This is a genomic window from Paeniglutamicibacter sp. ZC-3 (assembly GCF_025847175.2).
Taxonomy (GTDB): Bacteria; Actinomycetota; Actinomycetes; order Actinomycetales; family Micrococcaceae; genus Paeniglutamicibacter; species Paeniglutamicibacter sulfureus.
This window is the reverse complement of the sequence record NZ_JAOYTG010000011.1, coordinates 59,116-85,108: the sequence shown is the minus strand read 5'-3', so window position 1 is coordinate 85,108 and position 25,993 is coordinate 59,116. Positions and strand designations below refer to the sequence as shown.

The window sequence follows — 25,993 nt, the reverse complement described above, 5'->3', positions numbered from 1 at the left end:
AAAACGCTAAGAAGTGGTCCGTGGGATTCAGCCGTTGCCGGTGGAATCCCACGGACCATTTGAGTTTAAGACCGGTTCCCGTGGGCGATTTCTAGGAGTCGAGGTTTTGTGCGTGGTAGGCAAGGATTTGCAGTTCGGTGGCCAAATCAACCTTCCGCAGCACGACCCCTGCCGGGACTTGCAACACCACGGGTGCGAAGCTCAATATGCTTCGAACACCACATTGAACCAGCATGTCGCACAAATCTTGCGCCGCTGCCCCAGGCACGGATAGGACGGCAATATTGGCATTCGTGGCCGCAACGATTTCGTCCAAGTCGGAAATGTCTTGGACCTGCAGGTCCCCCACCGTCGTGCCAACCACATCTGGCGATGAATCCAGCAGCGCGACAACTTCAAATCCCCGGCTTCGGAATCCGCCGTATCCGGAAAGTGCGCGACCCAGGTTACCGGCACCGATGATCGCCACGCGCCACTGCCTCAAAAGCCCCATGGCCTTGGAGATCTGTTCGACCAGGTCGGTCACCGCGTATCCCACCCCACGGGTTCCATAGGACCCAAGCAAAGACAGGTCCTTGCGAAGGATCGCAGGATTGACCCCTGCCTCGGTGGCCAGCACGCCAGACGAGGTTCGCGCTTCACCGCGCGCCTGCATGGCACCGAGCGCACGCAGGTACTGGGTCAATCGCGCCAGGGTCGCTTCAGGGAGAATCCTGCCCAGTGAACCCGCGGGTGTTTGCTCCACCGATGCGCCGGGATCCAGGTCGTGCTCAATCGGAATTTCGGCAGCAGGGAGCTTCGCTTCGTTGCTTGCTGGTTGGTGTTCGGTGGGCATTCTGCTTTGACTCAATTCCTTGGATACCTTCATGTCTTTCCAACCAGTTCTTCCGATGCCACCGCATCACCCTTGGTGTCGCGGACAGGCGGCGGCTTCGTTGCCCCTAGCTGCTCAACAATGCCTCAAGGCGCTGGGCATCAATCACCCAAAAATCCCGTACCCGTCCGTCTACCAACAGCACCGGGACTTCTTCCGAATGTCGCGCCAAGAGTTCCGGGTCCTGATCGATGTCAACGCTTTGCCAGGTGTAATCCAACCTGCTGGTGACCTCGTCGAGTGTTTCGGCCGCGGCCTTGCAAAGGTGGCATCCGGAACGAACCAACAAAGTAATTTCCCGCGGGGTCTGCACACTGCTCATGACCCAACGCTACAGCTCCGGCGAAAAAAGATTGCAATAGACTGGTTGGATGCCCTCCAACCTTTCCCCCGTGACATTTGCTGGGCACGAGTCGGCGCCATCGGGCACATCTGCCGCCTTCTTCGATGTAGACAACACCATGATGCGCGGTGCTTCGCTCTTTGCAGTGGCCCGAAAAATGTATCAAAGGCGGGCATTTACGCTGCGTGAGGTGGCGTGGTTTGCCGTTCGACAGTTGCGGTTCGTCGCCCGGGGAGAGAACCTCGGTGACATCCACGCCATCCGTGACCGTGCGCTATTGCTGTCCGCAGGCTTCTCCGTGGCCGACATGGTTGCGCTCGGGGATGAAATTTATGACGAATTCATTGAGTCGAAAATCTGGCCAGGCACCCGCGCGATCGCCGAACAGCACCTTCACGCCGGGCGTCGGGTGTGGCTAGTCACCGCCACGCCGCTGGAGGTTGCCGCGGTTATGTCAAGGCGGCTCGGGCTCAGTGGAGCGCTCGGGACGACCGTGGAGCACATCGAAGGCCTCTACACCGGCCAACTGGTCGGCGAAATCCTCCACGGATCGGCGAAGGCCGGAGCTGTCCGGATCTTGGCCCGGGACCAAGGGCTGGATCTTGCCGAATGCTGGGGGTACAGCGATTCCCACAACGACATTCCGATGCTTGAGGCCGTGGGTCATCCCGTGGCAATTAATCCCGACCGCAGATTGCGACGCCACGCCAAGGACCGCAACTGGCCGGTCTACGACTTCCGAACCGGGCGCAGGGCGGCTGCCTTCGGCCTGAAGGCAGCCGGCGTCTCGGGAGTCCTCTGGGGCCTGTGGCGCAGCTTCGGTGCATTGCGCCGCCGTCCCTGACTCCGGGCAACGTCCGGCACGCCCGCCGCAAACATGCAAAAAGGTGCGTTCCCCATTGCGGGAAACGCACCTTTTTACATACTCAATTCCGGGCAACCCCGGAACTGGTATTTACTTCTTATTACGACGCTGGTGGCGGGTCTTACGAAGCAATTTACGGTGCTTCTTCTTGGCCATACGCTTGCGGCGCTTCTTAATAACAGAGCCCATAATGGTTCCTCACAAACTGATTCGATTGCCGACTACTATTTCTTCGGCACCAAAGCACCAGAATAGCCAACTGGACGTTAAACGTTCCTTAACAGATTACCTGCTTCTAGAGCAGATTCTGACCACTCGTGAAAATCGGCGGCGTTAGCCGGTGTTGAAGTCGCGCCCGAACCCGGCAGCCCGCAAGTACTCCTGTACGGCGTTTTCGGGTACACGGTAGGAGCGGCCGAACCTCACGGCCGGCAATTCGCCGGAATGGACGAGTCGGTAAACCGTCATCTTTGACACACGCATCACATCGGCGACCTCGGCGACCGTCATGAAACGCGCGCTGGCAAAGTTTTGCGATTCGACCATTCCCTGTTTCTCCTGACAATTTCACATAGCAATCGTGCCGTGGCGCTGACCGAGGAACGTACCCGGTCCGCACCAACACCTCAAGATACCCTATGCCCTTGTGATTCACTTTAGTGGCTCGTGGGGCCAATGTGAACGAAAGCCGGCGTCGTGGGCTGCCATATCTCGCCGCCGACACGGGGCTGGGGGGCTTAGCGCGCGGTCCGTACCGCTTCGGCCAGGGTCGCTAGCATTTCGGCACTCGTGTCCCAGTCCATGCACGCGTCGGTGACGGACTGCCCGTAGGTCAACCCCGCCAGGACGTCGGATCCTTGCGCGACGGCATCAGGGTCATGTTTCTGCGCACCGGCCACCAAGAAACTTTCAGCCATGATTCCGGCAATCATTTGGTCCCCGTCCGCTATGCGGGCGGCCAGCTCGGCGATGACCTCCCGCTGGCGCACGTGGGACTTGCCCGAGTTCGCATGTGAGGCATCGACGATCACCCGCGGGTTCATGCCGGCGTTGCCCATGGAGGCCGATGCCGCGCCAACAGGCTCGGCCGCGAAGTTCGGTCCGTCGGTGCCGCCACGCAGGATCAGGTGGGCGTCGTCGTTTCCTGCGGTCCTGACTACTGCCGTACGACCATCCTCGCTAATGCCCAGGAAGGACTGTGGTGCGGAAGCCGCTTGGCAGGCATCGATCGCCACCTGCACCGAGCCGTCGGTCCCGTTTTTGAATCCAACGGGCATGGATAGCCCGGATACCAGCTGCCGGTGCGTCTGGCTTTCGGTGGTGCGCGCCCCGATGGCGCCCCAGGTGACCAGGTCCGAGAGGTACTGGGCGCTGAGCGGCTCGAGGAATTCGGTGGCCAGTGGCAGGCCCAGGTTGCTGGCCGCCAACATGAATTCGCGTGCGGCTCGCAGCCCGGCGGACATGTCATGGCTGCCGTCCAGGTGCGGATCGTTGACCAGGCCCTTCCAGCCCACGGTGGTGCGTGGCTTCTCGAAGTAGCTGCGCATGACCACGAGCAGTTCGCCCTCGTGCTGCTTCGCGGCCGCGGCGAGCCTGGTGGCGTATTCCAGCCCGGCTGCAGGGTCGTGGATAGAGCAAGGGCCCACGATGACCAGCAGACGCTCGTCAAGCCCGGAGAGCACGGCACGGACTTCCTGGCGGGCCCGCATGATCCGGTAGCCCTGGGCATCGCCCACTGGCAATTCGGCAGTCAGTTCCGCGGGGGTGGGCAGCTCGGTGATTGCCAGCACCCGTTCATTGGTGTTGACGCGGGCCTGTGTCTCGGCGGCGATGGCGGTGCTCATGGTTTGGGGCCTTTCGGTTTCGGCCCCGCGCCGTGCAGTGGGGGGCCTCATGGTTTCAATGCGGCCCCGGCGATCACGCTGCGTATTCCTCCAGGGCCGCTATCTTGGAAATAGCGAAGGGCCGGCAAGCATAGCTTGCGGCCCTTGTCGGCTCTGAAGGTGGGTAAGCGAAATTATCGCGTCTTAGGCCCCTCCAGAGCCGACACAAAATACGCATACCAACGATTAGTCATGGTTGAGAATCTACAGCCGCGCCACGCGAATCACAAATGTGTTTCCATTCCCGGGCGACACAGTACGTCATGAAGCACGGCAAAGGGCGGGCCGGGCCAGGCGGGTCCATAATTGTTCCCGTCTGTCCCTGCCCGCCCTCTTGAGGCGTAATTCGGCTGGAGGCCTGTCTGCCTAGATGAGGCCCTGGGCCAGCATGGCGTCGGCAACCTTCACGAAGCCGGCGATGTTGGCACCGGCCACGTAGTTGCCCGGCACACCGTATTCGTCGGCGGTGGAGGCGCAACGGTCGTGGATGCCGACCATGATCTCGGTCAGGCGCTCCTCGGTGTGGGCGAAGGTCCACGAGTCACGGCTGGCGTTCTGCTGCATTTCCAGCGCCGAGGTGGCAACGCCACCGGCGTTCGCGGCCTTGCCCGGGGCAAAGAGCACCCCTGCATCCTGGAACAGCGAGGTCGCTGCGGCGGTGCACGGCATGTTGGCGCCTTCGGCCACTGCGACGACACCGGAGGAAATCAACTTCTTTGCGTCCTTGGCATCCAGCTCGTTCTGCGTGGCGCACGGCAGCGCCACGGTGGCCTCCACGTCCCAGACGTTGCCGCCTTCGACGAAGTGCACCTTCTTGGAATTGGCACGCTCGGCGTACTCGTTGATGCGTCCGCGTTCGACTTCCTTGATCTGGCGCAGCAGTTCAACGTCGATGCCGCGCTCGTCAACGATGTAGCCGGAGGAATCCGAGGCGGTCACCACGCGGGCACCGAGAGCCTGGGCCTTCTCGATGGCGTTGATGGCCACGTTGCCCGAGCCGGACACCGAGACGCGCTGGCCGTCGAAGCTGGCGCCACGGGTCTTGAGCATTTCGTCGGTGAAAATCACTGCGCCGTAGCCGGTGGCCTCGGGGCGCACCAGGGATCCGCCCCAGCTGATGCCCTTGCCGGTGAGCACACCGGACTCGTAGCGGTTGGTGATGCGCTTGTACTGGCCAAAGAGGTAGCCGATTTCACGGCCGCCCACGCCGATGTCGCCGGCCGGCACATCGGTGTATTCGCCGATGTGGCGGTAGAGCTCCGTCATGAACGACTGGCAGAAGCGCATGACCTCGGCATCGGACTTGCCGCGCGGATCAAAGTCCGAACCGCCCTTGCCGCCACCGATGGGCATGCCGGTGAGCGAGTTCTTGAAGATCTGCTCGAAGCCCAGGAACTTGACGATGCCCAGGTACACCGAGGGGTGGAAGCGCAGCCCGCCCTTGAACGGGCCCAGGGCGGAGTTGAATTCAACGCGGAAACCGCGGTTGATCTGTACCCGGCCTTCGTCATCCATCCACGGGACGCGGAAGATGATTTGGCGTTCGGGCTCACACATACGCTGCAGGATCGCAGCTTCGGCATATTCAGGATGCTTGCGCGAGACCGCTTCGAGGCTTTCGAAAACCTCGGTCACCGCCTGGTGGAATTCTGCTTCACCGGGGTTGCGACGGAACACTTCGTCGCGAATGGTCGCTAGATGCTGGTCCAAGTCTTATCTCCTCATCACTTGGGGCAGGCACGAGGGCACGCTGCCGCCATGTCTGGCGACACTGCCCCAGACGTCGAGAATGTCACGGCCGGGCACCGCCGACCCAACCGGGCGTCATCAATCGGGCACGGACGCGTAATCTTTTTGTGCTGCCGTGTATGCTTTTGCGCCGCACTTTCTGCGGGTGGAACGGCTGGGTACGGCTACCGTTTCCTGCCGAATTTCGGCTTGGGCAGGCGATCCAGGAAGTCATGGGCGCGGCCGGTCACCTGTTCCAGTCCGCGACCCACGGTGCGGCCCAGTTGCGCGGCGGCCACCGTGGCCTGGCTGGTCCCCTCGTGCGATGCCAACTGCGGATCGGCGTACGGTTCCGCGACCAGGTCGAATGCCGGGGCCGGGGGAACGAAGCCGTGCACCCAGGTCTGCAGGTTCAGGAACGTTGCGGATTCCAGGGCATAGTAACGGCGCTGTCCGTCGGCGCGCATGGAGACCATGCCGGCCTCGCGCAGGACCTTGAGGTGCTTGGAAACGGTCGGCTGGGAAACGCCCAGCGCCTCGACCAGGGAACCGACCGAACACGGCTCCTCACGCAGGGAGTCGAGCAACCTGCGTCGGGTGGGGTCGGCCAGGGCGGAAAAGATATCATCATGAGCCACCGCATAACCCTATCCGCATATACGCGCATTGGCATCTTTGCCCGGCTAGTCGAACCAGGGATCGAGTCCGAATAGGGGGAATATTTCCTTGCGGGTGGCCATGACCGTGCGGTCCACCGGGTCCGCCGGGTCGTAGCCGACCTCCCAGCTGCGCCACCACAATTCTGCGTTGTCGCCCATGGACTCGGGGGTGCGGATGCCGTAGCGCTCGAGCACGTAGTCGCGCCAGCTGCGGGGAACGGGAGTCGCCAGCGGGACCGGCTTGCCCGAGGCCACTGCCACCAGATGGCTCCACGTGCGCGGCACCACCGAGGCGGTGTTGTAGCCGCCCCCGCCGGTGGCGATCCACCGGCCGCCGCAGAGCCTGCGCGCCAGCTCGGCGATGTCCAGCGCATTCTGGCGCAGTGCATCGACGGTCAGCCGCAGGTTGGACAGGTCGTCGTCCCGGTGCCCGTCGCAACCGTGCTGGGAGACGATCACCTCCGGTTCGAAGGCCTCCGCCAACTGCGGGACCACAGCGTGGAAGGCCCGCAGCCAGGCGGCGTCCCCCGTGCGCGGGGGCACCGCGATGTTCACCGCGGTGCCCAACGCGTTGGGCCCGCCGATCTCGTTGGCGAATCCGGTGCCGGGGAACAGCGACATGCCCGTTTCGTGGATGGAGATGGTCATCACCCGCGGGTCGTCCCAGAAGATCGACTCGGTCCCGTCGCCGTGGTGCGCGTCCACGTCGATGTACAGGACCTTCTTCACTCCCCCGTCCAGCAATCGCCGGATCGCCAGGGCCGCGTCGTTGTAGATGCAGAAGCCGCTGGCCTTGGATGCGGAGGCATGGTGCATGCCCCCGCCGAAGTTGACCACGTGCAGGGCGCGCTCGCCCAGAATGGCATCGGCGGCCAGCAGGGATCCTCCGGCCAGCCGTGCGCTGGCCTCGTGCATCCCTGCATAGGCGGGGTTGTCCTCGGTGCCCAGGCCGCGCGCCTCATCGGGGATATCGGGGTTGGCACTGACTTCCCGGACGGCGGCGATGTACCGGGGCTCGTGGACTGCGGCCAGCTCCGCGTCGGTGGCCACCGGCGGGGCTGCCAGGGTGAGATTGGCACGCTCAAAAAGGGCCAGGTCCTTGCAGAGGCGGGCGGTAAGCTCCAGCCGGATCGGATGCATCGGATGGGTCTCGCTGAAGCGGTACTCCATCATCTGCTCGCTCCAGATCACCTGGGTCGTGGGCAGGGGCTCATTTACGGCAAACACCCCTTCAGGCTACGCGATCGGCACCTACACTGTGTGCCAAGACACCACCGGCGGCCCGGGCCAACGCCCGCGGAAACCGGCAACGCATGCCCGCACGGCCGCGCGTCGGCGGGCCACCGGCGAATCCCGAGGTGGCATGGTTTATTGTGGGAGCTTGCGGGGCAGGGCTTCCGCACCGAACTTTTCCACGTCTTGGAGCCGAGCAAAACACATGGGATCGTCCCCCTCTGCAGAGTCTGTGCGACGGCCGGGCACCGATAGCGGCGCCCCGGCCCGATGGCGCACACGCCTGGGACTGTGGCGCCGGATCGTCTCCGACTTCACCGTCCGCTCCCCCGCGCGTCTGGCGCTGGTCACCTTCGCCCTGGTGATCTCCTTGTTCACGTCCGTGCTGGCGCTTCCGGTGTCATCGGCCAGCGGCGAACCCACGGCCTTTTACGACGCGCTGTTCACCGCCGTCTCCGCGGTGTGCGTCACGGGCCTGACGGTTGTCTCCACCGCCACCCACTGGTCCTTCTTCGGGCAACTGGTGATGATCGTCGCGGTGTTCGTCGGCGGACTGGGCATCCTGACGCTGGCATCGCTGCTCTCGCTGGCGGTGTCCAAGCGCCTGGGCGTGCGCGGCAAGCTCCTGGCGCAAAGCTCCATGAACACCTCGGCCGCCTCCACCCTGGGCGAGGTGGGTTCGCTGCTGCGCATCGTGATCACCACCTCGGTGGCGATCGAGGTGGCCCTGGCGCTGATGCTCATCCCGCGCTTCCTGATCCTGGGCGAACCGGTCAACGAGGCCATCTGGCACGGCATCTTCTACTCGATCTCCTCCTTCAACAACGCCGGGTTCACCCCGCACTCCGACGGGCTGGTCCCCTACGAGACCGACCTGTGGATCCTGGTGCCGCTGATGCTCGGGGTGTTCCTGGGCTCGCTGGGGTTCCCGGTGCTGATGGTGTTGCTGGCGCAGCGCTTCAACACCAAGAAGTGGACGCTGCACGCCAAGCTCACGTTGCTGGTCACCGCCATCCTGCTGGTGGCGGGCGCGCTGCTGTGGGCGGTGGCGGAGTGGTCCAACCCCGAAACCATCGGCACCATGAACAACTCGGACAAGGTCATCCACTCGGTCTTCGCCTCGGTGATGACCCGCTCGGGCGGCTTCAACCTGGTGGAGCAGGGCGAGATGAACCAGGTGACAATGCTGCTCTCCAACGCGCTGATGTTCGCCGGCGGCGGCTCGGCCTCCACGGCCGGAGGCATCAAGGTCACCACCATCGCGGTGATGTTCCTGGCGATCTTCGCCGAGGCCCGCGGCGACACCGATGTGCGCGCCTTCGGCCGCCGCATCCCCGAGGGCACCATGCGGGTGGCCATCTCGGTCATCGTCCTGGGAGCCACCCTGGTGATGCTGGCCACGGCCGCACTGCTGGTGATCAGCGGCACCTCGCTCTCCCGTGCGCTGTTCGAGTCGATCTCCGCCTTCGCCACCGTGGGGTTGAGCACCAACCTGTCGGGCGAATTGCCGCCGGCGGGCAAGTACGTGCTCTCCGCACTGATGTTTGCCGGCCGAATCGGTACGATTACCCTTGCCGCGGCATTGACCTTGCGCCAACGCAACCAGCTCTACCACTTCCCCGAAGAGAGGCCGATCATTGGCTGACAAGAACATTGACCACAACGCCGCGGTGCTGGTCATCGGCCTGGGCCGCTTCGGCGCCTCCGTGGCCGAGCAACTGGTGAAGCAGGGCCGCGAGGTGCTGGCCATCGAGCGCAACCAGGAACTGGTGCAGAAGTGGGCCTCGGTCCTCACCCACGTGGTGGAGGCCGACGCCACCAACATCGATGCGCTGCGCCAGCTCGGCGCCCAGGACTTCACCTCGGCGGTGGTCGGGGTCGGAACCTCCATCGAATCCTCGGTGCTGATCACCGTGAACCTGGTGGACCTGGGCATCGAGCACCTGTGGGTCAAGGCGATCACGCCCTCGCACGGCAAGATCCTCACGCGCATCGGCGCCAACCACGTGATCTACCCGGAGGCAGATGCCGGGGTGCGCGCCGCGCACCTGGTCGGCGGGCGCATGCTTGACTTCATCGAATTCGACGACGGGTTCGCCATCGTGAAGATGTACCCGCCCAAGGAGACCCAGGGCTTCACCCTGGCCGAGTCCCAGGTCCGTTCCAAGTACGGGATCACGGTGGTGGGCGTGAAGTCCCCCGGCGAGGACTTTACCTATGCCCAGCCCGACACCAAGGTCACCCGGCGCGACGTACTGATCGTCTCCGGGCATGTGGATCTGCTCGAACGCTTCGCCGCCAGGCCCTAGGGCCCGCCCGGGTACGCACGCAAGGGGGGTCCCACACCCGCAGCGTGACGCCGCGGCCCGAGGGACCCCGCCCCTTGCGTTTGCTAGGCCAGTTCCCGGGTGATCTGCGCGGCACGGGCCGCTGCGGCCGCGGCCCCGCGGGCGATGACCTGCGGAAGGCCTTCGGCATCGAAGGTGGCAATGGCCTGTTCGGTGGTGCCGTTGGGGCTGGTCACGCCCTGGCGCAGCGCCGAGGGATCAACCTGCGGGTCGGCAAGCATCTTGCCCGCCCCGGCCACGGTGGCACGGGCCAGATCGGTGGCCAGCGCCGGATCCAGGCCCAGCTCAACCCCGGCAGCGGCCATGGCCTCGACCAGGTAGAACACGTAGGCGGGTCCGGAGCCGCTGACCGCCGAGACGGCATCCTGCTGGGATTCGGGGACGACGTGCACCACGCCGGAACCGGCGAACAGGTCCACGACGGCTGCCAGCGCCGCCGGGGAGACCGTTTCACCGGCGCTGAGACCCACAGCGCCGGCGCCGACCTTCAGCGGGGTGTTGGGCATGGAGCGCACCACCGGCTGGCCCGGGTTCAGGTGTGCCGCAATCATGTCGATGGTGATGGCCGCCGCCACCGAGACCACCACGGCGGAGGGCTTGAGCACGTCCTTGATCTCGTCGCACAGGGCCGTGATGCCCACGGGCTTGACGCCCAGGAAGACGATGTCCGCGTCCTTGGCCGCCTTGAGGTTGGATTCGGGGTCGTGCTCGCCGATGAGCACCGTGACACCGGTCTCGGCGCGCAGGTCGTGCGCCTTCGCGTCGCTGCGCAGGGTAGCGACGATCGCCGCCGGGTCGTAGCCGGCGGCGATGATGCCGCGCAGCACCGCCCCGTTCATGGAACCGGTTCCCAGGAAGGCAAGTCTGTTCTCGGCAAGGGACGAAGTCGAAAGCACTGAAGTCATGTGCACCATTCTTCCACGCCGCTCCCTTCGCGGGCCGGGACGTGCACGGGTGCGGCTAGATCGAGTGGCTTCCGGCTTCCGCATCCTCGTTCACCGGGGCCAGGTACCGCCGGGCGAACTCAAGGGTCTCGCCCAGCCATGCCTCGCGCTCCCCCGCGCCGCGGGCCTTGCGCGTGGAGACCTCCACCGCCACCACGCCGTCCCAGGCAGAGTCCCGCAGGTACTCGATGGCCTCGATCACCGGCTGGGTGCCGCGGCCCGGCACCAGGTGCTCGTCCTTGCCGTTGTTCATCCCGTCGCACAGGTGCACATGGCTCAGCCGCGTCCCCAGGTCGCGGAAGGCCACCGCCGAGTCCATGTCGGCGATCGCCGAATGCGAGAAGTCCCAGGTCACGAACTCGTAGGGTTCGGGGACGGGGTTCCAGTGCGGCAGGTACATCTTTGCCTCGCGTCCCCGCGCACGCCACGGGTACATGTTCTCCACCGCGATCTTCACCCCGTATTCCTCCATGATGCGGCGGATGCCGGTGGCGAACTCGGTGGCATAGGTGCCCTGCCAGCGGAACGGCGGGTGTGCAACCACCACGTCGCACCCCACGTCCACCGCCATCGCGGCGGCGGATTCGATCTTGTTCCAGGCGGTTCCCCAGACCTGCTGGGTCAGCAGCAGCGTGGGCGCGTGAATGGCCATGATGGGCTGTTCATAGCGTTCGGCCAGCCGGTTCAGCTGCCGCGCATCCTGGGAGATCTGGTTGCCGGTGACCAGCACCTCGACCCCGTCGTAGCCCAGGTCGTGGGACACCGCAAAGGCGTCATGGACGTTCAGCGGGTAGACCGAGGCGCTGGACAGCGCGACGGGGATCGGGGCGTTGCCGCCCGGTGAAGACTCGACCATGGAACGTGCCCCTTGTCTTTTCGCTACAGAACGATGCTGCCCTGGGACATCGACATTACCGAGGAACGGCCCAAGGCTACCTCTCCGACACCCACGCTACTACTGAGCGGGGCGGTCGAGTCAAAAAGTACGTGGTCAAAACGGCGCAGCATCAGGCCCTCGCGCAGCGCCCATGGGCAGATGCGCAGGGACTTGACCTTCAGCGCGCTCATGGCCTCCAGTGCCACGATGGCGCCGGCCAGCAGCTGCGGGGCGCGGATCGCCGAGACCCCCGGAAGCTCGGCACGCTCCTCCCAGTTCATCGCGGTGAGCCGGTTGGTCCAGAGCTTGAGCGACTCGGCACGCAGCACCCGCTTGACGTAGGGACCCTCGGCGCTGGGTGCGGCGCCGGTGATCCTTGCCAGCGAGCGGAAGGTCTTGGAGGTGCCGGTGACCACGGTGGGCCGCCCGAACTCGGCCAGCTCGGCCACCGGCTCGGCGAGCACCTCGCGCACGTGGTGGCGCAGCGCCTTGACCTGCTTGATCGAGGGCGGGTCCTCCGGCAGCCATTCGCGCGTCAGCCGCCCGGCGCCCAGCGGCACCGAGTGCGCGGTGGTGGGGAACTCGTCCACGCCCAGGGCGAGCTCGAAGGAGCCGCCGCCCATGTCCAGGTTCAGGATCCTATCCGAGCTCCAGCCGAACCAGCGGCGCACCGCGTAGTAGGTCATCCCGGCTTCCTGCTCGCCGGTCAGCTCCGTGAGGTGGACGCCGGTTTCCGCCACGACCCTGGCCAGGACCTCGGCGCCGTTGGCCGATTCGCGGATCGCCGAGGTGCAGAAGGCCAAAAGGTCCTCGGCATGGTGGTTGATGGCGAATTGCGCGGCCTCGTGCACGAAGTCCAGCAACTCCGCCTGCCCGGCTTCGTTGATGGCCCCGTGCTCGTCCAGGTATGCGACGAGCGAGAGCGCCCGCTTGTGCGATGCAAAGGGCACCGGGCGGGCGCCCGGATATGCGTCGACCAGCAACAGGTGAACAGTGTTCGACCCGATATCCAGTACGCCCAGCCTCATGGTGTCATCCTCATGTGTGTGGCCTTCTTGCCGCGTGCGGCTAGTTGCCGGTCTTCTTGGCAGGTGCCTTTTTCGCGGGTGCCTTCTTGGCAGGGGCCTTGGCAGCTGTCTTGCGCTTGACCGGGCCGCGGGCCCGCTTGTCGGCCAGCAACTCGATGGCCTTCTCGCGGGTCAGTTCCTCGAGCGTGGTGTCGCGCGGGATCGTGATGTTGGTGACCCCGTCGGTGATGTAGGCACCGAAGCGTCCCTCCTTGACCACGATGTTCTTCTCCGAGACCGGGTCCGGGCCGAATTCGGCCAGCGGCGGCACCGCTGCGCGGGCGCCGCGGACCTTGGGCTGCGAGTAGATCTCCAGCGCCTGCTCGAGGGTGATCGTGAAGATCTCCTCCTCGGAGCCGATCGAGCGCGAGTCGGTGCCCTTCTTCAGGTAGGGCCCGAAGCGGCCGTTCTGCACGGTGATCTCCACGCCCTCGGCGTCAACTCCGAGCACGCGCGGCAGCGAAATCAGCCGCAGGGCCTCTTCCAGCGTGACGGACTCCACCGTCATCGACTTGAACAGCGAACCGGTGCGCGGCTTGGCCTTGACCGGCTTCTTCGGCGGCTTCGGCTTGCCGTTCTTGTAGTACTCCACCGGCATGGCGGCCAGTTCCTCGGCAGTGGGCTCCACGATGACCTCGGTGACGTAGGCGCCGTAGCGCCCGTCCCTGGCCACGATGGTGCGTCCGGTCTCCGGGTCCACGCCCAGCACGTTCTCGCTCGGGCCCTGGTGTTCCATGAGCTCGATGGCCTTCTCGGCGGTGAGCTCGTCCGGTGCCAGGTCCTCGGGGACATTGGCGCGCTGCGGGTCGGTGCCCTCTGGGGCGTCTGCAGGCAGCGGCTTTTCCAGGTACGGGCCGAACTTGCCCACGCGCAGCACGATGCCCGGGGCGATGTCGATGGAGTTGATGGCGCGGGCGTCGATGTCGCCCAGGTTGTTGACCACCGATTCCAGGCCGGCCTCGCCGCTGTCCTTGGACCCGAAGTAGAAGTCCTTGAGCCAGGCGGTGCGGCCCTTCTGCCCGTGGGCGATCTCGTCGAGGTCGTCCTCCAGGCGTGCGGTGAAGTCGTAGTCCACGTACTTGCCGAAGTGCTCCTCCAGCAGGCGCACCACGGAGAACGCGATCCAGCTGGGCACCAGGGCGCCTCCGCGCTTGGTGACGTAGCCGCGGTCCATGATGGTGGAGATGGTCGGTGCGAAGGTCGAGGGGCGCCCGATTTCGCGGGCCTCCAGCTCGGCGACGATCGAGGCCTCGGTGTAGCGTGCCGGCGGGGAGGTGGTGTGCGGAATCGCGTCGATGCCGGCGCCTGCCAGCGGGTCGGAAACCTTCAGCTGCGGCAGGCGCGCCTCCTCGGCGGCCTCGGCTGCCTCTGCCTCGCGGGCTGCGTCGCGGCCCTCCTCGTAGGCGGCCATGAAGCCGCGGAAGGTGATCACGGTGCCGGAAGCGGAGAACTCGGCTACCTGCCCGGTGGCGGACTCGCCGGCGAGCTTGATGGTCGCGGTGAAGCCCTTGGCGTCGGCCATCTGCGAGGCCACGGTGCGCTTCCAGATCAGCTCGTAGAGCTTGAACTCGTCGGCCGAAAGCTGGGCGCGGACGGTGGCCGGGCGGCGGAAGGAGTCCCCGGCCGGGCGGATGGCCTCGTGGGCCTCCTGCGCGTTGTCGCTCTTGCCCTTGTAGGCGCGCATCTTCGCGGGCACCGAGTCGGCGCCGTAGAGTTCGGCGGCCTGCTTGCGGGCGGCGTTCACGGCCTCGTTGGAGAGGAACACCGAGTCGGTACGCATGTAGGTGATGTAGCCGTTTTCATACAGTCGCTGGGCGACCTGCATGGTGGACTTCGAGCTCCAGCGCAGCTTGCGGGAAGCTTCCTGCTGCAGCGTCGAGGTGGTGAACGGCGCGGCCGGGCGGCGGGTGTAGGGCTTCTCGTCGACCGAGGTGACGGCGAAGTCGGCGTCCTTCAGGCCATCGGCCAGGGCTGCGGCCTTGGCCTCGTCCAGGTGCGCCACTGCACCGGACTTCGGGGTCTTCAACTCGCCGCGGTCGGTGAAGTCGCGGCCGGTGGCAACGCGTGCCCCGTCGACCGAAGAGAGCTTGGCGCCGAAGCTTTCGCCCGCTGCGGTGGCGAAGGTTCCGGTCAGGTCCCAGTAGGAGGCGGTGCGGAAGGCCATGCGTTCGCGTTCGCGCTCGACGACCAGGCGCGTGGCCACCGACTGCACGCGGCCGGCGGACAGGCCGCGGGCCACCTTGCGCCAGAGCACCGGGGAGATCTCGTAACCGTAGAGGCGATCCAGCACCCGGCGGGTTTCCTGGGCGTTGACCAAGTCGGTGTCCAGCTCGCGGATGTTCTCCATCGCGCGGTTGATGCCCTCTTGGGTGATCTCGGTGAAGGCCATGCGGTAGACCGGGACCTTGGGCTTGAGCACCTCGAGCAGGTGCCACGCGATGGCTTCGCCTTCGCGGTCCGCATCGGTTGCGAGATAGAGCGCATCGGCGCCCTTGAGCTTGGCCTTGAGTTCGGCCACCCGCTTCTTCTTGTCCGGGTACACGACGTAGTAGGGGTCGAAGTCGTTCTCGACGTCCACGGCGAACTTGCCGTAGGGACCCTTCTTCATTTCCGCCGGAAGATCGGCGGGTTGCGCCAAATCGCGGATATGCCCCACCGAGGCGTCGACTTCAAAACCCTCGCCCAGGTACTTGGCGATGGACTTGCTCTTTGCCGGGGACTCCACGATCACGAGCTTCATTCCGGTCTTTTCCTTGGCCTTGGCGGGCACAACACTCCTATTAGCAACCAGTGGTGCACCAAAGTGGGCGCACAGCACATTCCCTGCTCTAGGTTAGCCGCATTTTTACGCGCCGCGGCAAGCAGCGGGTCCAAGACGCCGTTTTGCGCTACCCGCTGCGGGGCCTCAGGGGCCTTGCTCGCCGCGGATTTCGGGCAGGAAGGAAAGCATGTAGTACAGTCGATCGCCGTCGACGCCGCGCTGCTCGGGTTCGGCCAGGGCCTCGTATTCGTAGAGCAGTCCGTAGACCTTGGCGATGAACTCCTTGCGCTGGGACTCGGAGAGGAACACCACGCCCGTGGTCAGCACCGGGGCCCTGTCGGGTTCCGGTTCCTTGCCGGCCTTGCGTTCTTTGTCACGGCGCGCGATTTCAGCCGAGAGCCGATCGCGGAAGGCATTGAGCTGGACGTTGAGGTAGGCATTCTTCGCGCTGGTCGAATCCGAGAGCGAGCCCAGGACGAGCTGTCCGCCGGCGGCCTTCCAGCGACGCTCGCGCCCGTCGCCCTCGCTGGCGGCGCGGACCACGTAGCCGTATTTTTCCAGGGCGCGCAGGTGGTAGCTCATGGCGCTGGGCGTCAGTTCACAGCGCGTGGCGAGCTCGGTGGCCGTGCGCGTGGACTGCGAGGCGAAGAGTTCCTCGAGGACCGTCAGGCGCGCCTCGTGGGCGAGCGCGCGAATGGCTTGCGGGTCGCTGATCGACACCGAAGTGACGGGCATCGGCGACAGCCCGGCGCTCTTGGCGCCGGGTCCCGAGGAAGTGTTCTGGCTCATATGAAAAAACTTTAGCGGTTGTTTCGCATCTCCAAAAGGAAGCCACGCTTAATAAGCCTGAGAACCCCCTCGTGAAGCCGGTTGGAAAAGTCAGGATCGTCGCCTCCCACCAGCGATTCGAGGGCACCGACTAGGGACGATACGCTCAAATCGCCGTCGCAGGCGGAGACGAAACCGGCGAGCGCGGTGTCCAGAATTTCGGTTCGCCGCAAACCGGCACCTTGCCGTAACAAGATCACCCCGGGGTGCTCCGCGCCCGGGCGCTGGTGCCGTTCCTCGGTGACATCCTCGGCCACCACCAGGTGCAGCTGGCCCGCATCCCGGGAATCCAGCTCGTCGGCCACGGCGATGTCCCGAGACAGGTACGGGCCGATGGGCTGTTCGATGGGGTAGCTGATCGATTCGAAGAGCCTGCCGATGCCCGGGTGCTCCGCTGCCGGGCGCCGCAGCCACACCATGCCGAAGCCGATGGCGGTGACGTTCCGGGAGGCGAAGTCATCGAGGTAGGCACCGTACTGCGCGGCGAAGGCCTCCGGGTCCCGCCCCTGCGAGGCATCGCGCAGCCAGGTCTCGGCGTACCCGGTGGGGCTGACGACCTCGCGCTGGATGAACCAGGCCTCGGTGTCGCCGGTAAGCCAGGAGCGCGGCCCGGCGCTCCAGTCGGGTTCCTCCTCGGGGTTCTCCGCGGCGGTGATTTCCCAGTTGGCCAGCATCTGCGCACAGCCCCCGGGTTTCAGGACCCCGGGCAGGGTGCGCACGAGGGTGGCCACCAGGGAATCCCCCGGCATCCCGCCGTCGCGGTAGGTGAAGCGCTCGGAATCGTCCTGGCCGGCGGTGCGCGGGGTGATGACGAAGGGCGGGTTGGAAACCACCAGGTCAAAGTGCTCCCCCGCCACCGGTTCGAGCAGGGAACCCAGGCGCAGGTCCACACGGGCCGAAAGGTCCCCGGGGTCGATGTCCAGGGCCTGGTGGTTTAGCAGCAGGTTGAAGCGCGTGAACCCCAGCGCGCGGACCGAGATGTCGGTGGCGACGACGCGGCGTGCGTGGGAAAGCAGGTGGAAGGCCTGGATGCCGCAGCCGGTGCCCAAGTCCAGGGCGCTGTCGACCTGCGGGCGGACCGTGGTCTGGGCGAGTGTCAGGGAGGCCTGCCCGATGCCCAGCACGTGGTCGTGGCGCAGCACGCCGGGCCGCTGGTGGGCACCCAGGTCGCTGGCCACCCAGATCTCCGCGTCGGCATCCGAGGCGTGCGGACGCAGGTCGATCCGGGCCCGGCGGTTCCGGCTGCCGTCGGCATCCTCGATCAGGCCCAGCGCGCGCAACCCCGCGATCCCGGTGGCGGGGAAGGCGGCGGCGACCTCGTCGTCCCCGACATCGGTGCCCAGCATGAACATCCCGAGGATGGTTCCCAGCGCCGTTGGCTCGGGCTGGGCCGCGATGCGGCGCAGTGCGGGGATGAGCTGGTCGCGCATGAGCGCCTCGTGGGCGCTGTCCCCCAGGAACTCCGTGATGGCTTCGTGCGCGTATTCCGCCCGCCGCAGATCCGCGGCGAGTTGTTCAAGAAGACGGACGTCGTCGCTGCGCGGCGCATCGGGAACCTGGGAAAAGTTTTCGGTGGAAGTCACGTCCCACAGTCTAGCGATCCGGGGAAAACGGGGCTCCGTCCTGCCTATGATGGAATCCATGATCGAGATCACCACCACACACCTGCAGCAGCTCTCTGCCGGGGAGCTTCGCCCCTCGTCCCGTGCCCTCCCGGCCGATGCCCGGATCGAGCGGGTCGCGGAGATCACCCCGGAGTTCAGCAAATTCCTGTACCAGGGCGTGGGCAGCGGCTGGAATTGGTCCGACAGGCTCTCCCTCACCCGCAGCGCCTGGGAGTCGCTTCTTCGCGCCCCGGGATCCGAGACCCACGTGCTTTACATCGACGGGGCACCCGGCGGATACGTCGAATTGAGCGGACGGATCGAGGATTCCGGCACCGAGGTCGAGATCATGTACTTCGGCCTTTTCCCGCAGTGCATCGGGCGCGGCCTGGGCGGGGCCCTGTTGACGGAGGGTCTATCGCGGGCCTGGGACCTCGACGCCCGGGTCGGGGGCTTCCCGCCGGTGAGCCGGGTCTGGGTGCACACCTGTTCGCTGGATGGACCGGCGGCCCTGGCCAATTACAAGGCCCGCGGGCTGCGGATCTTCCACACGGAAACCGAGCTGGTCGAGCCCGGCGACGGGGCGGCCGGGCTGTGGCCGGGGGAATCACTGGCCTCTTAAGCGGCGCGCCAGGGGGGCTGCGCCTCACCTGCATCCCTGCTGCGTAGTTGTCCACAGTTTCTGAATCCCGCGCCCGCCAATCGCCAGCGGGGTGCATGCTGGTGGACATGGACACCGACCGGTTCATCGCACTGGCCACGGGCACCCGTGGCAATCCGGGGCACTCCTTGGCCCCGGACGATGAGCTGCGCGCCCTGCTGGAGGCCCAGCGCATCATCCGGGACCTGTCCCGACGCGTTGCCGCCAGCACCACCTCCCCCACCGCCGCGTTGCTCTTCGCCCACGCCGCCGAGGACGGACACCGCGCAGCCGCACACGCGCAACTGCTGGCCGCCGACACCGCCAGGCGCACCCTGGCCCACGAACTGCCCGAGGCCACTTTCGACGCCATCGCCGCCATCCACCGCGACCCGGCAGCATACAACGACGGCACCCTGGAATTGCCGGCGGACCCGGCCACCGTACCCACCGGGCGCCTCGTCTTCCGGGACACCGCCGAACTGCTCGCCGGGACCCTGAACGTGGGATATTTCCAGGCCCGCGAGCGTGTCAACAGCATCGACCTCCTGCTGCCGGGCACCGACATCCACGGCATTGAGCAGCCACCCCGCTTCCCGCTCCTGGCGGAAGACTTCGCCAACGGCACCGCCGACCCGAAGGAAATTGGCGCCGCCGCCCGCAGGCTCGAAAAACTCACGCCCCACATCAACCAGCAACCAGACCCTGCCGTGCTGTCCGGGCAGCTGGAGGCACAGGTCGCCGAATCCGTCCGCCGCGAGGATCCCCGCACCACCGCCAAGCTTCTCGCCGGCATCCGGACCGCGCTCGAACACGGCATCAAGGACGTCCCCGCGGAAATCCTGCGCACCAAGGTCGGGCTCTTCTACCGTGGGACCACCGGCGGTATCGGCGAATTCCTGCTCCGTACCCTCCCGGCCGACACCGCTACCCTTCTGGCCCTCTGCGCACAAACCGACAATCCCCGGACCAAGGCCGGGGACCGCGACGGGCTGCTCCAACAAGCCCTCGCCACGGCCGAAGACGCCAATGGCCATGGCGGCACTTCCAGTGAATCCGCCGACCAGTCGACGAACGCTGGCGCCGGTGCCGGTGCCGGTGCGAGGTTCCCGGACTTTCTCGTCGACGCCGCCACCGGCCAGCCATTGACCGACCAGGCGATCGTCAACTCCCTTTCCTTGGACTCCCTCGAGATCAACCCGAACAATCTGTTCTCCGGCAACCCAGATGGAGCCACCCGAACCAAGGGAAACGGCTTGGGGGCCGGTGATCCGGTCACCATGAACTCGACGTCCTTGGGAACAGACGGACTGACGCCGCCCCAACGACATCTTCAAGGCCTGATGAACCTCATCAAGACCGCCGGCAAACCGAGCAACGGGAAGAAGACCACAGGTCTGCCCTCACCCAAGACCCTCATCATTGCAACCCTTGCCGAACTCCAAGGCCTGGCCGACACCCACGGCCTCACCAACCACGGCCAACAACTTTCCCCCGCGGAATTGCGCCAGGCCCTATGCAACGGCGGAGCCATCCCCGCGGTCATGGGCGGTGACAGCCAGATCCTGGATCTCGGGCAGGAGCAACGCTTCTTCCCCGACTACATGCGCGAAATCATCCTCGGCATCTACGGCGGATGCATCGTGCCAGGCTGCACCGTGCCTCCCGAGCATTGTGAAATCCACCATTTCCAACCATTCGCCACGGGCGGGAAGACTGAGGTCAATTCGGGCGTCCCGGCATGCACCTCGGCCCATCACGGCTTCCACACCGGACTCATGACAGTCGTCCGCGACACCGACGGACTCTTCAGCGTCATCCTGCCCAAGTTCATGGACCCCGAACAGAAGCCCCGGCGCAACAACTACTGGCGAAGCAACAGCCCCACCCCGCCGCTGTTCTAGGATTCGGTTCCCTGAATTGTGGCCCATCGACGGAGCCGTTTTCAGCAGGACCGAGAGCCGGGATTCGGGCATGAAAAAGGACGACTCGCCCAGCACTGGCTGGAAGCGAGCCGCCCCATGAGGAGCCGAGGAGTTCGGGACCTGTCACCGCGTGATCCCGGAATTCGCAAACCGTTTACTACACCTCGATGCGGTCCTTGGCTTCCGCGACACATTCCGGACACTGGCGCAGCTTCTCATCGGCAGCGCAGTCGGCGCAGAACAGCCGTAGGTTGCGGCAGGACAAGTTGGAGCAGTTCTCGAATTTGTTCGTGGGGGCCGAACAGCCCACGCACTGCCCAATGGTCACTGCGTCCTCACTGAACTCCATGTGCATGCGCTTGTCGAACACGTACAGTGATCCTTCCCATAGGCCCTTGTCGCCGTAGGTCTCCCCGTAGCGCACGATGCCGCCCTGCATCTGGTAGACCTCCGTGAAGCCGCGCTTGACCATGAGCGAGGACAACACCTCGCAGCGGATGCCGCCGGTGCAATAGGTGACGATCGGCTGGTCCTTCATGTCGTCGTACTTGCCCGATTCGATCTCGGCAATGAAGTCATGGGTCGTATCGACGTCGGGCACAATGGCGTTCTTGAACTTGCCGATCTGTGCTTCGAAGGCGTTGCGTCCGTCAAAGAAGAGCACGTCCTGGCCCGCGGCCTTCTTGGTTTCAACAAGTTCGTGCAGGGCCTCGGGCTTCAGGTGGATTCCGCCGCCCACCACACCGTTTTCGTCGACTTCCAATTCACCCGGGGCACCAAAGGAAACTACTTCGTCGCGGACCTTTACGGAAATCCGGGGGAAGTCCTCAGCCGAGCCTTCCGACCACTTGATGTCCATTTTCTTGAAGGCCGGATACTCCCGGGTGGCCTTGACGTAGGCCTTGACGTTCTTGATCTCACCGCCGACAGTTCCATTGATGCCGTGGCTGGAAATGATGATGCGGCCTCGCAGGCCCCACCTCTCAAGCAGGGCTCGCTGCCAAAGGCGCACGGCCTCGGGGTCGGCTAGCGGGGTAAAGGCGTAATACAAGACAATTCGGTTCTGCGACACGCTATTAAGGGTATGGCCTAGAATCCACGTGGCGCACGTGAAGTGGCAACCATCACCGGGTGAACGCTGTGTTTCAAGGTTGCAACAGTTCGCCTAAATGCACGGCATGTAGGCAGTTCACGGGGTAGGGTCTGAATATGGGATCTTCTGCAAGCGATGAATTAATCGGCACATGGGTTACGGGCTGGGCTGGTGCACGAGGCTACGAGAGCAGGCACGAGGGCCGCGTCCATGCCGCCCTGCGCCACGACACCTCGGGCGACTGGGAGTACGTCATTTTCGAGCCATCCAATGAGGAATTGGTGGCTGTTGCCGAGACGCTGCACAAGCACCCCAAGCGTCGGCTGACTGCGTTCGCCAACGAGACCACCACACTGGTTGACGCTGCCCGGGCGGCCGGACTCAAGGTACTCAATGCCGATGAGGTCCTGATGGTCACGGAAATGGGCGGCCACGATGTCGAGGAGCCCCGTCCCTACGACGGCTTCTCGTTCCAGATCGAACGCGACCAGGCCCACGCCTACGTCTCCATCCACCCTGACGAAGACCCCGAGGTGGTGGCCGCCAGTGGCCACGTGTCGGCCGTGAACGGCTACGCGATCTTTGACCGCATCATCACGGCGCCGGATTTCCGCCGTCGCGGCCTGGGCAGCCTGACGATGCGCGCATTGGTCTCCCTGGCGCTGGAGCACGATGTCGAGGAGGGTCTGCTGATCGCCAGCATCGACGGGCAGCAGCTCTACAAGTCCCTCGGCTGGACCGATCTGGGCAACGTCGTACTCTTTGAAGGAACCCAGGAAGCCTAACCTGCTCGGGTGCCTGGAAGTGGTGGGTCTCGCTGATGCGAGGCCCGCCACTTTTTTGTGGCCTGGCTGCCGGAGCTTCCCAGCGATGCCACAATGAATCAGTGAATGCTTACTCGGAACAGATCGCCCAGCTCGGCCACGGGCCAACACCCCAGGCACTGCTCCATTCCCGAATCATCGAGGCCAGGGAGGCTTTGCCCGGCCCATGGCCGGAGTGGGTACACCCGGACGTCAGGACCGCCTTTGAACGCACCGGCGTGTCATCCCCATGGCTGCACCAGGTACAGGCCGCGACCCTCGCCCAAGAAGGCCATCACACTATCGTTGCGACGGGCACCGCCTCGGGCAAATCGTTGGCCTACCAGCTTCCCGCCCTCAATGCGATCCACACCTCGTCCTTGGAAAACCAGGCCAGCCTGGTGCCGAACGATGCCACCGTGCTCTATCTGGCACCCACGAAGGCGCTGGCCGCCGACCAGCTCAAGGCCATCGAGGGCTACCGGCTGCCCACGGTGCGGGCCGCCGGTTATGACGGAGACACCGAAATATCGGCCCGTCGCTGGATCCGTGACCACTCGAACTTCATTCTCTCCAACCCCGACATGCTGCACTTCGGAATCCTTCCCAACCACACCTGGTGGGCACGGGTGTTGCGCCGGCTCAAATTCGTCGTCATCGACGAGGCACATTCCTACCGGGGTGTCTTCGGTTCCAACATCGCAAACTTGCTGCGCCGACTGCGCAGGATCTGCGCGCACTACGGGGCCGACCCCGTGTTCATCGGTGCCTCCGCAACCAGCGCGGATCCGGCCGAGTCCTTCTCCCGGCTCATCGGCGCCCCAGCCAGGGAGGTCACCAACGACTTCTCCCCCAAGGGCTCGGTCACCATTGCCCTGTGGGAGCCGCCCCTGACCGAGCTACATGGGGAAAACGGAGCACCAACCCGCCGCACGGTGATTGCCGAAACATCAAACTTGCTGGCCAACCTTGTCTGTTCCCAGGTGCGGACACTGGCGTTCATCAAGTCCCGACGCGGCGCGGAAACCATTGCCACCATTACCCGCTCCATGGTGGACCAGGTCCATCCTTCCCTTCCGGACCGGGTGGCCGCCTACCGATCCGGGTACCTGCCCGCCGAGCGCAGGGAGCTCGAAAACGCGCTCCGCAACGGGACCCTGCTCGGCGTTGCCTCGACATCCGCCCTCGAACTGGGCATCGACGTCGCGGGACTCGACGCAGTGCTGGTGGCCGGCTGGCCAGGGACCAGGGCCTCGTTCTTCCAACAGATCGGCCGGGCCGGACGCGCCGGGCAAGATTCGCTTGCTGTCCTGGTGGCCAGCGACGACCCGCTGGACACATATTTGGTCAACCACCCCGAAGCCATTTTTGAGGCCGGCGTGGAAGCCACGGTCTTCGACCCGGAGAATCCCTATGTCCTATCCGGACATCTGTGCGCCGCAGCAGAGGAACTCCCGCTGCGGGTCGAGGACCTTGCCGCCTTCGGGCCCTCCGCGCAGGGCCTGCTCGAATCCCTGGTGCAGCGCGGCTTCCTGCGCCGTCGCCCGGCCGGCTGGTTCTGGACGCACCCCGAACATGCAGCTTCCATGGTGAATCTGCGCGCCGATGGCGGCGGGCCGGTGAGCATCATCGAGTCGGACACCGGTGCCCTGCTGGGAACCATGGACTCGCCGCAGACCCACTACCAGGCGCACAACGGTGCCATCTACGTGCACCAGGGAGCCACCTATGTGGTTGACGAGCTCAACGAAACCGACCATTGCGTCATGGTCACCCGCGCCAACCCGGACTTCTACACCCAGGCCCGGGACATCACCACGGTCGAGGTCATCGAGACCGACCGTTCCGAGGCGTGGGGCCCAATCACCGCGAACTTCGGCGACGTGGTGGTGACCACCCAGGTGGTTTCCTTCCAACGCAAGTCGGTCATGAGCAACGAAATCCTCTCCGAGGAACCACTTGAATTGGAGGCGCGGGACCTGCACACCAAGTCGGTGTGGTTCACCATCCCGGAGAAAAGGTTGTTGGCGGCCGGGATCAGCCCGGAGGAATTCCCCGGCTCCCTGCATGCGGCCGAACATGCCGCCATCGGGTTGCTCCCACTGGTGGCATCGAGCGACAGGTGGGACATCGGCGGCGTGTCAACGGCGTTGCACATGGACACCGGCATGCCAACGATTTTCGTGTACGACGGGCACCCCGGCGGCGCCGGATTCGCCGAGCGCGGATTCGACAAGGCGCGCACCTGGATCCGCGCCACCCGCGACGCGATCGCCGCCTGCGAATGCGCCACCGGATGCCCTTCGTGCGTGCAATCCCCCAAGTGCGGCAACAAGAACAACCCGCTGGACAAGGCAGGTGCCGTGCGCCTGCTCACCGCCCTCCTGCAGGAAGCCCAACGGGCGGCCGGGCCAGTCCCGAAAGGATAGGCCCGTACCGCCCGCGGGGTTTCACCGACGCGCGGTCAGGGACCGCGCCAGGGTTGCGGCGGCGGTCCCGCCCGTGCCACCGAGGTGGCGCGGGTCACCGGCGGCAGCCAGCCAACCGGCGAGACCGACACGTGGACTTCCACCGTCACCACTTCCCCACCCTTTCCCTGACGGTTGCAGCTGGTCAGGGTGGCCGCATTGGCAGCGGCTGTGCTGGCGGCGACCCCGCACGGATCACCCGGAAGCAGGCGGCGGGCGGCGTCCGCTGCGGCCAGGGCCGCCAGATCGGCCGCTGTGCCCGCCTTGGCCCCGGCTTGGGCCACCGCGGTGAACATCAGCACCACCACCAGCCCGAGCGCGGCCAGGCACACCACGGACAGCATGAGAACGGTTCCGCTGCCGCGTTGCGCTTGGTTCGTCGCCTGGCTCATGACTGCTGCTCCGTGCGCGCGCTGGCCTCGGCCCGGAGTTCGACCTCGCCAAGCAGTGGCAAGTGAACCCCGGACCGAACCACGACATGGCCGTATCCGCCGGATTGGCCACAGCTCACGTTAATCTGGCCACCGGCAATGCGGTGCGCGGTGCCCGTGGCCGTCCCGGAGTCGGAGCCGCGAGCCAGTTCCCTGGCCGCGGCACTGGCGGCCTGCTGGATGCGCACCTGCTCACCTCCCACGGCTCCTGCCCCCGCGACCACGGCCAGCAAGATGGCCACGGCGGGCAGCAGCACTGCCACTTCGGCTGTGCTGCTGCCGGTCTCTGATTGCCTGGCCATGGCGCCTGCTCCCTTTTCCCTAGAAGGACAGGGCCTGGCGAATCAGGCCCATCAGCAGTCCGCGTACGTCGCCGCTGGAGAGAATGCTCACCAGCAGGCCGGCGAAGGCCACCGCGGCCAGCGTGACGATGGCGAATTCAGCGGTGGTGCTGCCTTCCTCGTCGTTCAGCAGGCCGGCGGACGGCTCGGTGCGATCGTGCAGGTCGATGTGGCCCGGGGCGTTGTTGTTGTTGTTGTCCATGGTCTTGTCCTTTGCTTGTGCTTGTTGATCGGTTGCTCCTGGAAGGGGATGGGGCTGGCCGGTGGCCCTGATGGCG

The 25,993-nt window shown here is 65.5% G+C and carries 25 protein-coding genes; 7 read left to right on the top strand and 18 right to left on the bottom strand.

All coding sequences use genetic code 11. The annotated features are described in order from the left end of the window. Positions 1 to 91 precede the first annotated feature (91 nt). Both OIU93_RS12660 and OIU93_RS12655 read right to left on the bottom strand, forming a co-directional pair. Positions 92 to 835, bottom strand: coding sequence for a redox-sensing transcriptional repressor Rex (locus OIU93_RS12660; RefSeq protein WP_264270439.1), 744 nt, complete (start codon positions 833 to 835; stop codon positions 92 to 94). Positions 836 to 941: 106 nt separating this feature from the next. Continuing rightward, a complete protein-coding gene (locus tag OIU93_RS12655; protein WP_264270438.1) occupies positions 942 to 1,196 on the bottom strand; it encodes a glutaredoxin family protein in 255 nt (84 codons plus the stop codon). A gap of 49 nt (positions 1,197 to 1,245) precedes the next feature. On the opposite strand from OIU93_RS12655, the gene OIU93_RS12650 reads away from it, so the two are divergent. Then, the gene (locus OIU93_RS12650) at positions 1,246 to 2,061 is read left to right on the top strand and encodes an HAD family phosphatase (RefSeq protein ID WP_264270437.1); all 816 of its coding nucleotides are present in this window, start codon (positions 1,246 to 1,248) and stop codon (positions 2,059 to 2,061) included. A 111-nt stretch (positions 2,062 to 2,172) separates the two neighbouring features. Here the strand turns inward: OIU93_RS12650 and OIU93_RS12645 are convergent, their stop codons facing one another. The 6 genes from OIU93_RS12645 to OIU93_RS12620 all read right to left on the bottom strand — a co-directional run bounded on the left by OIU93_RS12645 (position 2,173) and on the right by OIU93_RS12620 (position 7,525). Then, the gene (locus tag OIU93_RS12645; RefSeq protein WP_003792170.1) at positions 2,173 to 2,271 is read right to left on the bottom strand and encodes a 30S ribosomal protein bS22; all 99 of its coding nucleotides are present in this window, start codon (positions 2,269 to 2,271) and stop codon (positions 2,173 to 2,175) included. Positions 2,272 to 2,415: 144 nt separating this feature from the next. Continuing rightward, entirely contained in the window at positions 2,416 to 2,628 is a 213-nt protein-coding gene (locus OIU93_RS12640; protein WP_264270436.1) for a helix-turn-helix domain-containing protein, read from the bottom strand. A 191-nt stretch (positions 2,629 to 2,819) separates the two neighbouring features. After that, a complete protein-coding gene (locus OIU93_RS12635; RefSeq protein ID WP_264270435.1) occupies positions 2,820 to 3,926 on the bottom strand; it encodes a 3-deoxy-7-phosphoheptulonate synthase in 1,107 nt (368 codons plus the stop codon). Between the two features lie 405 nt (positions 3,927 to 4,331). After that, positions 4,332 to 5,675, bottom strand: a complete 1,344-nt coding sequence (gdhA, locus tag OIU93_RS12630) for an NADP-specific glutamate dehydrogenase (RefSeq protein WP_264270434.1) — start codon at positions 5,673 to 5,675, stop codon at positions 4,332 to 4,334. A gap of 203 nt (positions 5,676 to 5,878) precedes the next feature. Beyond that, the gene (locus OIU93_RS12625; RefSeq protein ID WP_264270433.1) at positions 5,879 to 6,331 is read right to left on the bottom strand and encodes a helix-turn-helix transcriptional regulator; all 453 of its coding nucleotides are present in this window, start codon (positions 6,329 to 6,331) and stop codon (positions 5,879 to 5,881) included. Positions 6,332 to 6,376: 45 nt separating this feature from the next. After that, positions 6,377 to 7,525 (bottom strand): acetoin utilization protein AcuC, encoded by a 1,149-nt coding sequence (locus OIU93_RS12620; protein WP_264270477.1) that lies wholly within the window; start codon positions 7,523 to 7,525, stop codon positions 6,377 to 6,379. 265 nt (positions 7,526 to 7,790) lie between these two features. On the opposite strand from OIU93_RS12620, the gene OIU93_RS12615 reads away from it, so the two are divergent. Both OIU93_RS12615 and OIU93_RS12610 read left to right on the top strand, forming a co-directional pair. Continuing rightward, positions 7,791 to 9,230 (top strand): TrkH family potassium uptake protein, encoded by a 1,440-nt coding sequence (locus OIU93_RS12615; protein ID WP_264270432.1) that lies wholly within the window; start codon positions 7,791 to 7,793, stop codon positions 9,228 to 9,230. A gap of 25 nt (positions 9,231 to 9,255) precedes the next feature. Next, positions 9,256 to 9,894: a TrkA family potassium uptake protein gene (locus tag OIU93_RS12610; protein WP_264270476.1), complete on the top strand. Its 639-nt coding sequence runs from the start codon at positions 9,256 to 9,258 to the stop codon at positions 9,892 to 9,894. Positions 9,895 to 9,977: 83 nt separating this feature from the next. Here the strand turns inward: OIU93_RS12610 and proC are convergent, their stop codons facing one another. The 6 genes from proC to OIU93_RS12580 all read right to left on the bottom strand — a co-directional run bounded on the left by proC (position 9,978) and on the right by OIU93_RS12580 (position 18,053). Next, complete coding sequence (gene proC, locus OIU93_RS12605) at positions 9,978 to 10,847, bottom strand: pyrroline-5-carboxylate reductase (RefSeq protein WP_264270431.1); 870 nt, start codon at positions 10,845 to 10,847, stop codon at positions 9,978 to 9,980. A gap of 46 nt (positions 10,848 to 10,893) precedes the next feature. Then, positions 10,894 to 11,733: a sugar phosphate isomerase/epimerase gene (locus OIU93_RS12600; protein WP_264270430.1), complete on the bottom strand. Its 840-nt coding sequence runs from the start codon at positions 11,731 to 11,733 to the stop codon at positions 10,894 to 10,896. A 23-nt stretch (positions 11,734 to 11,756) separates the two neighbouring features. Beyond that, positions 11,757 to 12,782 (bottom strand): Ppx/GppA phosphatase family protein, encoded by a 1,026-nt coding sequence (locus tag OIU93_RS12595; RefSeq protein ID WP_264270429.1) that lies wholly within the window; start codon positions 12,780 to 12,782, stop codon positions 11,757 to 11,759. Between the two features lie 40 nt (positions 12,783 to 12,822). After that, entirely contained in the window at positions 12,823 to 15,591 is a 2,769-nt protein-coding gene (gene topA, locus OIU93_RS12590; RefSeq protein ID WP_264270428.1) for a type I DNA topoisomerase, read from the bottom strand. Positions 15,592 to 15,726: 135 nt separating this feature from the next. Continuing rightward, positions 15,727 to 16,371 (bottom strand): helix-turn-helix transcriptional regulator, encoded by a 645-nt coding sequence (locus OIU93_RS12585; RefSeq protein WP_264270427.1) that lies wholly within the window; start codon positions 16,369 to 16,371, stop codon positions 15,727 to 15,729. 11 nt (positions 16,372 to 16,382) lie between these two features. Continuing rightward, complete coding sequence (locus OIU93_RS12580; RefSeq protein ID WP_264270426.1) at positions 16,383 to 18,053, bottom strand: methyltransferase; 1,671 nt, start codon at positions 18,051 to 18,053, stop codon at positions 16,383 to 16,385. Between OIU93_RS12580 and OIU93_RS12575 the strand changes: the two genes are divergently transcribed. Together OIU93_RS12575 and OIU93_RS12570 are read left to right on the top strand one after the other, a co-directional pair. Then, on the top strand, positions 18,052 to 18,636 hold the full coding sequence (locus tag OIU93_RS12575; RefSeq protein ID WP_264270425.1) for a GNAT family N-acetyltransferase: 585 nt from the start codon (positions 18,052 to 18,054) through the stop codon (positions 18,634 to 18,636). The two genes, OIU93_RS12580 and OIU93_RS12575, sit on opposite strands and share 2 nt — an antisense overlap. 107 nt (positions 18,637 to 18,743) lie before the next feature. Beyond that, positions 18,744 to 20,558 (top strand): HNH endonuclease signature motif containing protein, encoded by a 1,815-nt coding sequence (locus OIU93_RS12570; protein ID WP_264270424.1) that lies wholly within the window; start codon positions 18,744 to 18,746, stop codon positions 20,556 to 20,558. Positions 20,559 to 20,736: 178 nt separating this feature from the next. Here the strand turns inward: OIU93_RS12570 and OIU93_RS12565 are convergent, their stop codons facing one another. Next, positions 20,737 to 21,651, bottom strand: coding sequence for a rhodanese-related sulfurtransferase (locus OIU93_RS12565; protein WP_264270423.1), 915 nt, complete (start codon positions 21,649 to 21,651; stop codon positions 20,737 to 20,739). Between the two features lie 137 nt (positions 21,652 to 21,788). Here OIU93_RS12565 and OIU93_RS12560 point away from each other — a divergent pair, with 137 nt between their 5' ends. Further along, on the top strand, positions 21,789 to 22,457 hold the full coding sequence (locus tag OIU93_RS12560) for a GNAT family N-acetyltransferase (RefSeq protein ID WP_264270422.1): 669 nt from the start codon (positions 21,789 to 21,791) through the stop codon (positions 22,455 to 22,457). Positions 22,458 to 22,558: 101 nt separating this feature from the next. Next, positions 22,559 to 24,904 carry a DEAD/DEAH box helicase gene (locus tag OIU93_RS12555; protein WP_264270421.1) on the top strand — a complete coding sequence of 782 codons (2,346 nt, stop codon included), beginning with the start codon at positions 22,559 to 22,561 and terminating at the stop codon, positions 24,902 to 24,904. A 35-nt stretch (positions 24,905 to 24,939) separates the two neighbouring features. Here OIU93_RS12555 and OIU93_RS12550 read toward each other — a convergent pair whose 3' ends face one another. The 3 genes from OIU93_RS12550 to OIU93_RS12540 are packed head-to-tail and all read right to left on the bottom strand — an operon-like array spanning position 24,940 to position 25,917. After that, positions 24,940 to 25,335: an Rv3654c family TadE-like protein gene (locus OIU93_RS12550; protein WP_264270420.1), complete on the bottom strand. Its 396-nt coding sequence runs from the start codon at positions 25,333 to 25,335 to the stop codon at positions 24,940 to 24,942. Further along, positions 25,332 to 25,676 (bottom strand): TadE family type IV pilus minor pilin, encoded by a 345-nt coding sequence (locus tag OIU93_RS12545; RefSeq protein ID WP_264270419.1) that lies wholly within the window; start codon positions 25,674 to 25,676, stop codon positions 25,332 to 25,334. The genes OIU93_RS12550 and OIU93_RS12545 overlap by 4 nt, the downstream gene beginning before the upstream one ends. A 19-nt stretch (positions 25,677 to 25,695) precedes the next feature. Further along, positions 25,696 to 25,917, bottom strand: a complete 222-nt coding sequence (locus tag OIU93_RS12540; RefSeq protein WP_264270418.1) for a DUF4244 domain-containing protein — start codon at positions 25,915 to 25,917, stop codon at positions 25,696 to 25,698. Positions 25,918 to 25,993: the final 76 nt, after the last annotated feature.

Coding starts and splice junctions, on each gene's coding strand:
- OIU93_RS12560 (WP_264270422.1), top strand. CDS start 21,789: ATGGGATCTTCTGCAAGCGATGAATTAATCGGCACATGGGTTACGGGC.
- OIU93_RS12545 (WP_264270419.1), bottom strand. CDS start 25,676: ATGGCCAGGCAATCAGAGACCGGCAGCAGCACAGCCGAAGTGGCAGTG.
- OIU93_RS12580 (WP_264270426.1), bottom strand. CDS start 18,053: ATGGATTCCATCATAGGCAGGACGGAGCCCCGTTTTCCCCGGATCGCT.
- OIU93_RS12540 (WP_264270418.1), bottom strand. CDS start 25,917: ATGGACAACAACAACAACAACGCCCCGGGCCACATCGACCTGCACGAT.
- proC (WP_264270431.1), bottom strand. CDS start 10,847: ATGGTGCACATGACTTCAGTGCTTTCGACTTCGTCCCTTGCCGAGAAC.
- OIU93_RS12595 (WP_264270429.1), bottom strand. CDS start 12,782: ATGAGGCTGGGCGTACTGGATATCGGGTCGAACACTGTTCACCTGTTG.
- OIU93_RS12645 (WP_003792170.1), bottom strand. CDS start 2,271: ATGGGCTCTGTTATTAAGAAGCGCCGCAAGCGTATGGCCAAGAAGAAG.
- OIU93_RS12550 (WP_264270420.1), bottom strand. CDS start 25,335: ATGAGCCAGGCGACGAACCAAGCGCAACGCGGCAGCGGAACCGTTCTC.
- OIU93_RS12600 (WP_264270430.1), bottom strand. CDS start 11,733: ATGGTCGAGTCTTCACCGGGCGGCAACGCCCCGATCCCCGTCGCGCTG.
- OIU93_RS12615 (WP_264270432.1), top strand. CDS start 7,791: ATGGGATCGTCCCCCTCTGCAGAGTCTGTGCGACGGCCGGGCACCGAT.
- OIU93_RS12570 (WP_264270424.1), top strand. CDS start 18,744: ATGGACACCGACCGGTTCATCGCACTGGCCACGGGCACCCGTGGCAAT.
- OIU93_RS12620 (WP_264270477.1), bottom strand. CDS start 7,525: ATGATGGAGTACCGCTTCAGCGAGACCCATCCGATGCATCCGATCCGG.
- OIU93_RS12640 (WP_264270436.1), bottom strand. CDS start 2,628: ATGGTCGAATCGCAAAACTTTGCCAGCGCGCGTTTCATGACGGTCGCC.
- OIU93_RS12660 (WP_264270439.1), bottom strand. CDS start 835: ATGCCCACCGAACACCAACCAGCAAGCAACGAAGCGAAGCTCCCTGCT.
- OIU93_RS12635 (WP_264270435.1), bottom strand. CDS start 3,926: ATGAGCACCGCCATCGCCGCCGAGACACAGGCCCGCGTCAACACCAAT.
- OIU93_RS12585 (WP_264270427.1), bottom strand. CDS start 16,371: ATGAGCCAGAACACTTCCTCGGGACCCGGCGCCAAGAGCGCCGGGCTG.
- OIU93_RS12650 (WP_264270437.1), top strand. CDS start 1,246: ATGCCCTCCAACCTTTCCCCCGTGACATTTGCTGGGCACGAGTCGGCG.
- OIU93_RS12655 (WP_264270438.1), bottom strand. CDS start 1,196: ATGAGCAGTGTGCAGACCCCGCGGGAAATTACTTTGTTGGTTCGTTCC.
- OIU93_RS12575 (WP_264270425.1), top strand. CDS start 18,052: ATGATCGAGATCACCACCACACACCTGCAGCAGCTCTCTGCCGGGGAG.